Genomic DNA, 11,785 nt, shown 5'->3' on the forward strand with positions numbered 1-11,785 from the left:
CCCCGCCGTATCGGCTTGCCCCGGCCTTGTGGCTACCGACCTCAGCGGCCACCGCGGCGACCGCACGCCCTCGGAGGCTGCGGCTTTTCCGGTGCGAATGGCTTTGCTTCAAGGGCACGACCTGAAAGGCATTTGCCAGAGCGAGCAGGGCGCTATCCCCTGGTGATGGCCTTCTCATGGGCAATTGACGGAAAGTGTGTCCGCTGCTGACGCATTGTGTGAGCAAGTTCAGAGGGATAGAAATACGCACATAGGTGGCGGCCGGCTCTCGTCAGTCGAGGCGTGAGGCACAGGGTCAAACGCGGAGGTTCCGTCGCCGATCAGGATCGCAGGAGGCGAGTTTCGGATGGTGATGTCTTATCGGCAGGCAGTGGCTGCCGCCGAAGATCTGGTACGAACCGAGCCGCGGATCGTGTTCATGATGTGCGGTTTGGCAGGTTCCGGCAAGACGACCTTTGCACAACGGCTGGAGGCGCTCGGATGTGAGCGTTTCTCGATCGACGAAGAGGTCTGGCGGCATGACGGGCGTTTTGGCGTCGATTATCCGGAGGCCGCCTATGCCGATCTGCAGGCCGCCGCGGAGACGCGGCTGCGGCTCCGCCTTGAAGACCAGCTCATGCGCGGCACGAAGGCAGTGATCGATTTTGCCTTCTGGAATGCGGCGGCTCGCACCCGCTACCGTGGGCTTGTCGAAGCCCGTGATCACCGCTGCCGCATCATTTATCTTCTGGTGGAGGAAGCGACTTTGCGCGGCCGTTTGAGAGAACGCTCGGCACGACGTGATGCAAATGCCGCGTTTCCGATAACGGACGAGCTGCTCGCGAAATATGTGCAAGGCTTCGATATTCCGAGCGAAGAAGAGGCATGGATCGTGCAGGCGACATTCGATTGAGAAAGTTTCCCTGCGAGGGCGCGACCAAAGCCGCGCCCTCGGGAAATATCAGGCGTCGATCGCGGCCGCGGCACTGGCGATAAAGTCTGCGACCGCTTCGGGCTGCGACAGCATGGGGACGTGGCCGCTTTGCAGGACAAGCGTCTCGCCCTTCATGTGCGCGGCGGAATCGCGTTCCACGGCCGGCGGGATGGTTTCGTCTTTGGCCGCAACGAGGTACCAAGAGGGCTTGGAACGCCATGCGGCCCGGCTGATTTTGGCGCCAAAGCAGGCGACGGCGAGCGGCCCCTGGGTGGCATAAACGATATCGGCTTCGGCTGCCGGCAGGTCCTGAACGAAGTGCTTGCGAACACCATCATGCGTCAGCGCCACATAGCCTTCGCCGTAAGGCTTGATCTCGGCGGCGCCGGGAGCGGGTTCATAGTCCTTCCACCAGTCATTGAAGGACTGGCCGGTATCGGGTGCCCCGGCTGCGATATAGACGAGGCCCTTGACCTGCTGATGATTGCCCGCCTCGGTAATGACGGCGCCGCCCCAGGAGTGGCCGACGAGCAGAACGGGACCCTCCTGCATTTCAATTACGCGATGGGCTGCCTTCACGTCATCCGCAAGCGAGCTGAGCGGATTTTGAACTGCGATCGCCTTCAGCCCGCGCGCTGCAAGCAAAGGGATGACCTTCACCCAGCAAGAGCCGTCGGCGAAAGCACCATGCACGAGAACGACTGTCTTTATGGTCATGACATTCTTCCTTCCTGTGAGTTTCTGGCCTGTGAGTTTCTGGGGGCAATGTTCCGGTTCAGTCTTCTGGTTCAGTCTGGGGAATGGATAGACGCGCCGTGCGATATGCATGAGACGAATGCAGGCATCGGATGATCTTGTCGCCAACGTTTGCACGGCATGCCGGTAGCGACAGCAACGGATATTGCTCAGCCGATGCCATAAGCAATAGGGGATGCAGAGACGCGATTGGCGGCCTGCCTGTCTGCGATAGCTCTAGCGGCTATGAGAGTCCAACACACGTCACCCCAATTCCAGGTGACGGCTTCATGGCGTTTTTCGTCGAAGATAACAGGCGCTGTAACGTAGAATTGTTGCGCAGTCTCCGGAGCGTGCAGAGACAAAAGGAAGATTGTTCGTATAATGTGACGCGATTTTCTTCGCTATTTTATTTTCTGATTTTAGAAAAGTCTCTAATTTCGATATATAATATTTATTTTATGAGAATAATCGAAGAACGTGCTATGATTTGTTTTTCTATCTATGAATTTGACTTTCGGCCGGCACCCATCGAACAGGCGGGGAACCTGCTGCAGAAGCGCGGATCATAACGTTCGTGCCGTCGACCTCCCAGGGGGCAATGGCCGCAAAGAACAGCGCCTCGGTCAGGCGCGGATAACGAAAATGATTGGGAGATAGATATGCAATCGGCACGATATGGAAAAAAAGATCTGAGGTTCGCAAGGCTCCACGCCGTGAAGGTGGAGCAGCGCATCACCGGCCAGGAAATCGTCGTTAAAAGGCTGCGGCTGACGGGGAGGCCGCTGGATGTCGAAAATGCCCTGTTGGGCAGGCTCTACGATCGCAAGAGACGCGTTATCTACCACCTGAAGCGTATCGAAGATTCCCTCGATGTGACATCGCAATCCGAAGTGACACCGTAATCTGGGATCAATGCCGGCGGCTGATCGGCCATATGTCGTGGTCCGGTGCCGGCCGGTGCATTTGACGGGAGAATATCATGTCGGCCGGCACTGTTGCTGAAATCTCCGACGAGGCAATCGGTTCCGGCGCGAACAGGTACCTCGGCAAGCCTTTCGAGCTCTTAACCGAGCGCGAACGGGCAGTCTTCCGGCGACTGATCTCCCGGCACGCGATTGCCCATGATTCCAATCAGTCCTTCGATGCAAAGCTGACACCGTCGCAGCGGCTGGCCGACAAGGTGGCGGAATTCGGCGGTTCGTGGACCTTCATCATCCTCTTCGGGATCGTCCTTGCAGTATGGGTCGCCGGCAATCTGCTGGCCGCAACCCGCGCCTTCGATCCCTATCCCTTCATCTTCCTCAATCTCATCCTTTCCATGCTGGCAGCCGTGCAGGCGCCGGTCATCATGATGAGCCAGAATAGGCATGCCGCCAAAGACCGGGTCGATGCTGCGCACGACTACGAGGTCAATCTGAAGGCTGAGATCGAAATCATGGCGCTGCATGACAAGCTCGACGAGCTCAGAAATACCGATCTGAAATCGCTCGTCGCCCAGCAGCAGGAGCAGATCGCGCTTCTGACGAAATTGATGCTCGGCCCGCCGGGTCAGCAACGGCAGGACCTTTAAAGTACCGGAGGCTAGCATGCAGCTGCGAGAAATGACCGATAATGCCTGCATCGAGTTTCTGGCGAGCCACATGTTTGGCCATCTCGGGTGCAGCGGTGAGCAATATCCCTATATCGTTCCCATTCACTACGCCTATGAAGGACGCCGGCTGTTCATGTTTTCCATGCCCGGCCTGAAGATCGACCGTCTCAGGGCAAACCCCCTGGCCAGTTTCCATGCCGAAGAGTTCGGCCAGGACAGAAAGTGGAAAAGCGTCCTCGTTCACGGTCGTTTCGAGGAGCTGACGGATACGCCCGCGCACCGAGATGAACGCATCCATGCATGGTCGCTTCTGGAAAAGCGTGCCTTCTGGTGGGAGCCCGGATCTTTCAATTTTGGCGCCGATACGGATGAGCCGCTGGACGCCCCGATCTTCTTCAGCCTTTCGATCGAGGTGCTCTCTGGACGGGAGACGATCTGACGGTCCCGCGCGGCATGTTTCGCCTGCCGGCTGGGAACGCCCCGGCAGCCAAGCCGGATCGATAACCCATCAGCCATCAACATCTGACAGGACGAACAACGGGTCGGGCCGAACGCACAGATGCGATTGACGGAGCGCAAAATTGCGGTTAGCTCTTACGCCCATGAAAATCGCAATGGTTCTCGTCGTGGTGATATCGCGCATGGGCAGGACGGTGTAACCGTCCGGCATTAGCCACCCATGCGCCGAACACAAGGTCCCTGACGGGGCCTTTTTTTATGCCCCGTCGCACCCCAATCACCCCATCAACGACGGAACAATTGCTATGACCGGCGATAAGGCTAGCTTTACCCAAAATTCTTCCGAGACTTCCGCGAATATTCCCTCTGGCCGCCTGATGAACGGCGGCGAAATCGTTCTGCAGGCGCTGCGCGACAATGGCGTCGAGCACATCTTCGGCTATCCCGGCGCTGCGGTGCTGCCGATCTATGACGAGATCTTTCAGCAGGATGAGATCAAGCATCTGCTCGTGCGCCATGAGCAGGGTGCGGGCCATGCGGCCGAAGGTTACGCCCGCTCGACCGGCAAGGTCGGCGTCATGCTGGTGACCTCAGGACCTGGTGTCACCAATGCGGTGACGGCGCTGCAGGACGCGCTGATGGATTCCATTCCGCTCGTCTGCCTGACCGGGCAGGTGCCGACGACGCTGATCGGCACGGATGCCTTCCAGGAATGCGATACGGTTGGTATCACGCGGCCCTGCACCAAGCATAATTTCCTCGTCGATCACATCGATGATCTCGCGAAGACGATCCATCTCGCCTTCAGGATCGCGACATCGGGCCGGCCGGGGCCGGTTCTGGTCGATATGCCGAAGGACGTTCTGTTTGCGAGCGGGCTTTATGTCGGGCCGGAGGAGATTTCGGTGCCGGCGCGTTATCAGGCGCAGGCGGGCGATAATCGCGAGGCGATTGCGGCGGCGGTTGCGATGATGGCGCAGGCGAGGCGGCCAGTCCTCTATACCGGCGGCGGCATCATCAATTCCGGGCCGGAGGCCTCGCGCCTGCTACGTGAACTGGTGGAGCTGACGGGCTTTCCCATTACCTCGACGCTGATGGGGCTTGGCGCCTATCCCGCGTCAGGACCGAACTGGCTGAAAATGCCGGGCATGCATGGCTCCTACGAAGCCAATATGGCGATGCATGATTGCGATCTGATGATTGCTGTCGGAGCGCGCTTCGACGATCGCGTCACCTCGCGCGTCGACAAGTTCTCGCCCGGTTCGAAGAAGATCCATATCGATATCGATCCATCCTCGATCAACAAGAATGTATCAGTTGATATCGGGATCGCGGGCGATGCGGCCGCGATACTTTCGGAGATGATCGAAGCCTGGCGGGCGCTTCCCGAAGCGCCTGAGCGACGGCGGCTCGCGGGCTGGTGGGCCGAGATCGAAGAGTGGCGGGCGCGAAACTCCTTTGCCTATGAAAGGCGCCGGGACGAGATCATGCCGCAATATGCACTGGAGCGGCTGCATGCGCTGACCACCGATCTCGACCCGATCGTGACGACTGATGTCGGCCAGCATCAGATGTGGGCAGCACAACTCTTCGGAATCGAGGCGCCGAACCGATGGCTCACCTCGGGCGGGCTCGGCACGATGGGATACGGGTTGCCCGCGGCCATCGGGGCGCAGATTGCCCATCCCGGGCGGCTGGTTCTCGGCATTGTCGGCGATGGCTCGGTGCAGATGACGCTGAAGGAGCTTTCGGCAGCGATGCAGCATCAGGCGCCGGTCAAGATCTTCATCTTGAACAATGCGCAGCTCGGCATGATCCGGCAATGGCAGCAGATCCTGCATGGCAACCGACGGGATCGATCCTACTCCGCTTCGCTGCCGGATTTCGTCATGCTCGCGGAAGCCTATGGCGCAGTGGGCTTGCGCTGCGAGAGGCCGGATGAGCTGGATGCGAAGATCAGGGAGATGATCGCCATCAACCGGCCTGTTCTGTTCGACTGCCGGGTCGCGGCGCTCGAAAACGTCTATCCGATGGTCCGCAGCGGCCAGCCGCACAATGACATGCTGTTTGGCGAGGATGTGCGCGCGGCGGAAGCGGAGGGCGAATTCGGCTTCAGCCAAGGGCTGGTTTGAGCCGTTCCGCTGCATCGGCCGGTGTTGAGAGCATCGGCCGATGCGCCTGACGGAGGATATTACGTGTCGAGGCTTTCTGTCTGTGCGGCGTTGACGCGGGCGAATTTCAGATAGGGTATCGCGACCAGCGCGCCGATGAAAACATGCAGCAGCACCACGGCCACCGCCGCCTTCTCGTCAGGAAAATTGTAGGCGGCGATTGCCATTGCGACGCCGGGATGGCGCGCGCCCGTCGCCAGCGCCAGAACCACGCGATCATGGGCATGCGGCCCGCCCATGATGTGTCCGACCAGCAGACCGAAAGCGGTAAAAAGCGCAAGAGACAGGATGAGCCCGTTGCCGATAAGTACCCAGGTCGCAGGCAGCGTCACGATGAGGACCGGCACAGCCGCCAGGATGAGCAGGCCGGTTCCGAGTCTTGCGATCGGTTGTACGAACTGCCGCGCAACGGCGGGGGAAAAGCGCTCGACCAGCATCCCGAGCACGAGCGGCAGGATGACAGAGACGAGGACGATCGGCGCGACACGGATGGCGGGCATCTGGTAGCGTTCGCCAAGGACGACGTCCGCCAGTGCGATGGCGAGCGGAACGAGGACGACGGCCAGAAAAGACGCCGTGACGCACAGGCTGATCGCGTAGGAAGATGTCCCGGCCGCTTTCCTCTGCCTTATCGTCAGGATCGGTGGAACCGGGGCCATTGCAAGGCCGATGAGAGCAATCTTGAGCGGCAGGGGCAGCGGAAAGAAGGACGCTGCCGCGAGGGCGAAACCCAGCATCGCGATATTCATCGACAGGATGGATTTGAACAGCAGCACTGGGCGGGCGAGCAAATACGTGACGTCGCTGAATGTTGCCCGCAGCCCAAGCGCAAAAACGATCAGGAACAGGCTGGCCTTCAGAGCGAGCGTGACAAAGTCCGCAAATGTCATTGCTGCTCTCCCGGCCGGGTTGATCGTGTGCCGTGTTGACTGCGCGGATCGATCGGTAGGGAAAAACAGCGGGCTGCGGAAGTACGTTACGGTAAATGCCCGGCAATGGCGGCTTCGTGCCTGTGATGCCTGCCGCCGTCTTGTAAAAACCGGACGCTCGATCGCGGCCGGCAGGTGCTCCGGGGGTGGTCTCTCGCGCCCTATTTCGACAGCACGACGTGTGTGGCGAGTTCCGTCATCTCGTGGGATTTGACGGAGAAGCCGAGCGCCGGCAGATCGATACCCTCGAACATGGCTTCACCCTTGCCGAGGACGACCGGGGAGATGGCGAAATGCATCTCGTCGATCAGGCCGGCCTTGAGATATTGCCTGACAGTGCTGACTCCGCCGCCGATCTTGACGTCCTTTTCGCCGGCCGCGGCCTTGGCTTTTTCAAGCGCTTCCTCGATGCCGCCGGTGATGAAATGGAAGGTGGTGCCGCCTTCCATGACGATGGGCTCGCGGGCATAGTGGGTGAGGATGAAGGTCGGCGCGTGATAGGGCGGGTTCGGCCCCCACCAGCCTTTCCACTCTTCGTCCGGCCATTCGCCCCTGACAGGGCCGAACATGTTGCGCCCGAGGATGAAGGCGCCGAAGCCGGCCATGCCTGCCGCGCCATACTGGTCATCGACGCCTGTCGTGCCGTCGTCCTTGCCGATCATGGTGCGGAAGGTGCGGGTGGGGAAGAACCATTGGTGCACCGCCATGCCGCCCTTGCCGAGGGGATTTTCAAGGCTCTGGTCGGGGCCGGCGCCGAAGCCATCGATAGAAAGGGAAAATGCAGCAACACGTACACGTGCCATGTCAGCCTCCATCTGATTGCATTTTGAAATCGGTTGAGTTGTTGCATAACCGATCCTATGATGCAACTGGTTTTTCCCACGGAGTCGGATATGAATATCGAAATACGGTCGGGCTGCCCGATCAACCTGACGATGGAGGTGCTGGGCGATCGATGGAGCCTCGTCATCATCAGGGATATCATGTTCGGCAATCGCCGTCACTTTCGCGAGCTCCTGACGCAGTCGGAGGAGGGTATCGCTTCCAATATTCTGGCGGCACGTCTCAAGCGGCTGATGTCCTACGGGCTGATTACCAAGCTCGATGATCCCTCCCACAGCCAGAAGTCGATCTACAGCCTGACGGAAGCCTCGATCCAACTCGTGCCGATGTTTGCGATGATCGGCGCTTGGGGGCGCAAGCATCTGCCGGTCAGTGAGGATCTCAGCATCCGCGCGGAGTTGCTGGAGGAGGGCGGGCAGCCGCTCTGGGACGAGTTCATGGAGGATCTCAGGAGGATCCATATCGACGATCCGATCGGCGGGGCGAATGGATCAGTCAAATCGCCGGTTCTGGCGCGGCTGACGGCGGCGTTTCTGGAAGTGCGCGCCCGGATGGATGTGGCGCGGGGATAGGTTTTTGACCGCCGAGGTTCAGGCTGATTTTGCCGGCCAAGTGGAAAGCGCCTGATCGGCAACGGCGTTCAGCATATCGCGGCTGAATCCGGCTTTGGCCTGCACCGCCATGCCGTGGGTCATTGCCATGACGAATGCCGCCAGCGCCTCCGTGTTGGCCGTTTCCGGCAAATCGCCTTCTGCCTTTGCCTGCTCGAAGCGCTCATGAAGCTGTGCCTGGCCAGCGGCGCGAAAATCGATCAGCGCCTGTCGCACGGGTTCGGTTTCATCCGATCCCGCCACGGCGCCATTGATGCCGAGACAGCCCGTATGATTGGGAAAACGCGTGTTGAGGTCGACCGCATTGTAGAGGATGTGGGCTGCGACCTGGCGCGATGTGGGGAGCTTTAGCGCTTCCGGAAGATAATCCAGATATCGCTCGGAATAGCGATCCAGTGCCCGCCGGAAGAGCGCTTCCTTGTTGCCGAAGGCGGAATAGAGGGCGGGCCTCTCGACGCCGGCAGCCTCTGTCAGGTCAGCATAGGACGTGCCCTCGTAGCCCTTGCGCCAGAAAACGCATAGCGCCGCATCGAGTACTTTTTCCACGTCAAATTCGCGATGGCGTCCCATCAGATCAGCTCGGCCAATTTCATAATGATCGTTATTAAACCACTTGACAGGCTTTGTCTACATTTCATACCAGTCATTACGGTAACGGTCGTTACGAAAAAGTGGCGCTTCCGCTCGCTGAGGGCGGGCAGTGCCCCGATGGTGTGTAGAAAGGATTCCCATGTCGAATATTCTGAAGGGCAAGGTTGCGCTCGTGACCGGCGGCTCGCGCGGGCTTGGTGCTGCTGCGGCGGAGGCGCTTGCCGATCAAGGCGCAGACGTTGCGATCAGCTATGTCGCTTCCGCAGAAAAGGCGGAGGCTGTGGTCGAGAAGCTGCGGGCGAAGGGTGTGCGGGCTCTGGCGATCAAGAGCGACCAGGCCGATATGGCGGCGGCCAAGCCGCTGGTCGATAAGGCGATCGCCTATTTCGGCAAGCTCGACATTCTCGTCAACAATGCGGCGATCGCGGTGCAGGGCAAGACGGTCGATGATCCCGATCTGGACACGGTCAATCTCGATCGCCAGTGGCAGATCAACGTGATGGGCGCAGTGGCGACCACGCGCGCGGCTGCACCCGTGCTGTCGGATGGCGGCCGGATCATCTTCATCGGCTCTCTCCTTGGTACCCATGTGCCGTTCGGCGGTGCTGCCGACTACGCGGGAACGAAGGCGGCTATCGTCGGCTATGCGAAGGGCGTCGCCCGTGATCTCGGCGGACGCAACATCACCGTCAACGTCATCCAGCCCGGTGTGATGCCGACCGACATGTCTGCCGAAGTGCTGGGTGATGGCGTGCCCGACGCCCTCATGAACCTGCACACCATTCGCCGCATCGCGACGCTTGAGGAAGTCTCGGCGCTCATCTGCCATCTGGCCGGACCTCATGGAGGCTACATGACCGGCAGCGTGATCGACGTGGCCGGTGGCCTCGCGATCTGACTGCCGGATCAGGATGGAATTCTCACTCACGCAGTTGAAGGAAAAGAAGATGACCAAGAGCTTTGGTGCAAAATCGACCGCCGACGAAGTGCTTTCCGGTGTCGATCTCAAGGGAAAGCGATTTCTCGTCACGGGCGTATCGTCGGGCATCGGGCTCGAAACAGCCCGCTCACTCGTCTCTCACGGTGCCAGCGTCGTCGGAACGGTCAGGGATCTCGCCAAGGGCGAGCCGGCCACTGCGCCGGTTCGAGACGCGGCTTTGCAAGGCGGCGGCAGTCTGGAATTGATCGCGCTCGATCTGGCATCGCTGCAGAGCGTTCGGGTCGGCGCGGACAGGCTGCTGGCTGACATCAGGCGGTTCGATGCCGTCATCGCCAATGCCGGGGTGATGGCAACGCCGTTCGGGCGGACGGTCGACGGCTTCGAAATCCAGTTCGGGACCAACCATCTCGGGCATTTTGTTTTGATTGACCGGATTGCGCCGCTCATTGCCGATAATGGGCGGTTGGTGGTGCTGTCTTCGCAGGCGCATCGCGTCGCCGATGTCGATCTCGACGATCCGAATTTCGAGCACCAGGAGTATCAGCCGTTTGTCGCTTATGGCCGGTCGAAGACGGCGAACGCTCTCTTCGCAGTGGAATTTGATCGGCGGCATCGTGATCGCGGCATCCGGGCTACTTCGGTAATGCCCGGCAACAGCATCACCGATCTTCCCCGGAATTTTTCGCCGGAGGAGTTGCAGGGTCTTTTGGAAACCGTCGGCAAGGCGCGCGCCGAAGCGGGTCTTGCGCCTGCGGAACTGAAGGAGATTACGCAGGCGGCGGCAACCTCGGTCTGGGCCGCGGTCGTTTCTGACAAGGATGCGATCGGCGGCCGTTATCTCGAGGATTGTGCGGTCGCGCCGTTCAACGATACGCCCAGTCCTTTTGCCGACGGGGTCAGGTCGTATGCGCTCGATGCTGGCAAGGCCAAACAACTCTGGGCGAGAAGCGAGGAGTTGATAGGCGCTGCCTCTTAAGGATCAGGCCGCCACGCTGCCGTAATCCATCGCGTCGAGATCGGCGATAAGGCCGGGACCTGTCGGATTCCATCCAAGGACCCGGCGGGTCTTTTCGCTGGAGGCCGGGAAGTCCAGGCCGGCAAACATCGCCATCCAGCCGAAATGCTCGGCCGCCTTTTCCGGCGCGACCGAGACGACCGGCAGCTTTAGGCCGCGGCCGAGGGCTTCGGCAATCTCGCGGGTCGTGATGCCTTCCTCGGCAACGGCGTTGTAGCGGGCGCCAGGCTCGGCTCTTTCGATCGCGAGCCGGTAGAGCAGGGCGACATCGAGCAGGTGGCCGGCGGGGAAGCGGTTGCGGCCTTCGCCGACATAGGCGGAGACGCCCTTTTCGCGGGCGATCTCGATGAGCGGCGAGATCAGACCCTGCTTGAATGTGTCGTGGACCTGCGGAAGGCGCATGACGGAGACGTTGACGCCCTGGTCGAGCAGGGCGTTGCCGGCAAGCTCGGAGGCGATGCGCGGGTTGGGATGCTCGATGTTGAAGACATCCTCGCTCGCGGGCTCGCCGAGATGGGCGTTGCCGATGCCGGTGCCTGACGTGATGAGGAGAGGGCGGTTCGAGCCCTTGAGTGCCTCGCCCATGGCGTGGATGATGCGGCTGTCCTTCTCGCAATTCGCGACGAACCGGGAAAAGTCATGGTCGAAAGCGGTATGGATGACGGCGTCTGCCTTCTCGACGCCGCTCCGGACACTTTCAGGCTCTTCCAGCACTCCCCGGTGGACTTCGGCGCCCGCCGCATCCAGCGCTTTGGCGCCGGCATCCGAGCGGGTCATACCGATGACATGATGGCCGGCCTTCTGGAGTTCGGGCAGGATGGCCGAGCCGATGAAGCCGGTGGCGCCGGTGAGGAAAATGCGCATGGGTATCTCCTTGTTTCAAAGCGTGCCGTTGCACGCTTTAAGTCCTTGTTTTTTCGCATGTCGTTATCGCAAAACCGCTTCACACTTTTGCGCGACATGCTTTACAGACCCCACTATTGC

The 11,785-nt window shown here is 60.4% G+C and carries 13 protein-coding genes; 8 read left to right on the top strand and 5 right to left on the bottom strand.

Annotation, left to right across the window (positions count from 1 at the left end; all coding sequences use genetic code 11):
- Positions 1-346 precede the first annotated feature (346 nt).
- Positions 347-892, top strand: a complete 546-nt coding sequence (locus tag PMI11_RS12220; RefSeq protein WP_007817243.1) for an AAA family ATPase — start codon at positions 347-349, stop codon at positions 890-892.
- Between the two features lie 48 nt (positions 893-940).
- Here the strand turns inward: PMI11_RS12220 and PMI11_RS12225 are convergent, their stop codons facing one another.
- Positions 941-1,630 carry an alpha/beta fold hydrolase gene (locus tag PMI11_RS12225; protein WP_007817246.1) on the bottom strand — a complete coding sequence of 230 codons (690 nt, stop codon included), beginning with the start codon at positions 1,628-1,630 and terminating at the stop codon, positions 941-943.
- Positions 1,631-2,310: 680 nt separating this feature from the next.
- On the opposite strand from PMI11_RS12225, the gene PMI11_RS12230 reads away from it, so the two are divergent.
- From PMI11_RS12230 to PMI11_RS12245, 4 genes are all read left to right on the top strand, one after another.
- Positions 2,311-2,553, top strand: a complete 243-nt coding sequence (locus PMI11_RS12230; protein WP_007817248.1) for a hypothetical protein — start codon at positions 2,311-2,313, stop codon at positions 2,551-2,553.
- A 77-nt stretch (positions 2,554-2,630) separates the two neighbouring features.
- On the top strand, positions 2,631-3,221 hold the full coding sequence (locus PMI11_RS12235) for a DUF1003 domain-containing protein (protein WP_007817251.1): 591 nt from the start codon (positions 2,631-2,633) through the stop codon (positions 3,219-3,221).
- Positions 3,222-3,237: 16 nt separating this feature from the next.
- Positions 3,238-3,681 carry a pyridoxamine 5'-phosphate oxidase family protein gene (locus PMI11_RS12240; protein WP_007817253.1) on the top strand — a complete coding sequence of 148 codons (444 nt, stop codon included), beginning with the start codon at positions 3,238-3,240 and terminating at the stop codon, positions 3,679-3,681.
- Between the two features lie 397 nt (positions 3,682-4,078).
- Positions 4,079-5,833 carry an acetolactate synthase 3 large subunit gene (locus PMI11_RS12245; protein ID WP_051034567.1) on the top strand — a complete coding sequence of 585 codons (1,755 nt, stop codon included), beginning with the start codon at positions 4,079-4,081 and terminating at the stop codon, positions 5,831-5,833.
- 59 nt (positions 5,834-5,892) lie between these two features.
- Here the strand turns inward: PMI11_RS12245 and PMI11_RS12250 are convergent, their stop codons facing one another.
- Together PMI11_RS12250 and PMI11_RS12255 are read right to left on the bottom strand one after the other, a co-directional pair.
- Positions 5,893-6,762: a bile acid:sodium symporter family protein gene (locus PMI11_RS12250; protein ID WP_007817257.1), complete on the bottom strand. Its 870-nt coding sequence runs from the start codon at positions 6,760-6,762 to the stop codon at positions 5,893-5,895.
- Positions 6,763-6,962: 200 nt separating this feature from the next.
- Entirely contained in the window at positions 6,963-7,604 is a 642-nt protein-coding gene (locus PMI11_RS12255; RefSeq protein ID WP_007817259.1) for a dihydrofolate reductase family protein, read from the bottom strand.
- Positions 7,605-7,694: 90 nt separating this feature from the next.
- On the opposite strand from PMI11_RS12255, the gene PMI11_RS12260 reads away from it, so the two are divergent.
- Positions 7,695-8,216 carry a winged helix-turn-helix transcriptional regulator gene (locus tag PMI11_RS12260; RefSeq protein ID WP_007817261.1) on the top strand — a complete coding sequence of 174 codons (522 nt, stop codon included), beginning with the start codon at positions 7,695-7,697 and terminating at the stop codon, positions 8,214-8,216.
- An 18-nt stretch (positions 8,217-8,234) separates the two neighbouring features.
- Here the strand turns inward: PMI11_RS12260 and PMI11_RS12265 are convergent, their stop codons facing one another.
- Positions 8,235-8,825 carry a TetR/AcrR family transcriptional regulator gene (locus PMI11_RS12265; protein ID WP_007817263.1) on the bottom strand — a complete coding sequence of 197 codons (591 nt, stop codon included), beginning with the start codon at positions 8,823-8,825 and terminating at the stop codon, positions 8,235-8,237.
- 160 nt (positions 8,826-8,985) lie between these two features.
- On the opposite strand from PMI11_RS12265, the gene PMI11_RS12270 reads away from it, so the two are divergent.
- Together PMI11_RS12270 and PMI11_RS12275 are read left to right on the top strand one after the other, a co-directional pair.
- A complete protein-coding gene (locus PMI11_RS12270; protein WP_007817267.1) occupies positions 8,986-9,744 on the top strand; it encodes an SDR family NAD(P)-dependent oxidoreductase in 759 nt (252 codons plus the stop codon).
- Positions 9,745-9,793: 49 nt separating this feature from the next.
- Positions 9,794-10,762 carry an SDR family NAD(P)-dependent oxidoreductase gene (locus tag PMI11_RS12275; RefSeq protein ID WP_037071228.1) on the top strand — a complete coding sequence of 323 codons (969 nt, stop codon included), beginning with the start codon at positions 9,794-9,796 and terminating at the stop codon, positions 10,760-10,762.
- 3 nt (positions 10,763-10,765) lie between these two features.
- Here the strand turns inward: PMI11_RS12275 and PMI11_RS12280 are convergent, their stop codons facing one another.
- A complete protein-coding gene (locus PMI11_RS12280; RefSeq protein ID WP_007817272.1) occupies positions 10,766-11,665 on the bottom strand; it encodes an SDR family oxidoreductase in 900 nt (299 codons plus the stop codon).
- Positions 11,666-11,785 lie beyond the last annotated feature (120 nt).

It is taken from the genome of Rhizobium sp. CF142 (assembly GCF_000281145.1).
Taxonomy (GTDB): domain Bacteria; phylum Pseudomonadota; class Alphaproteobacteria; order Rhizobiales; family Rhizobiaceae; genus Rhizobium.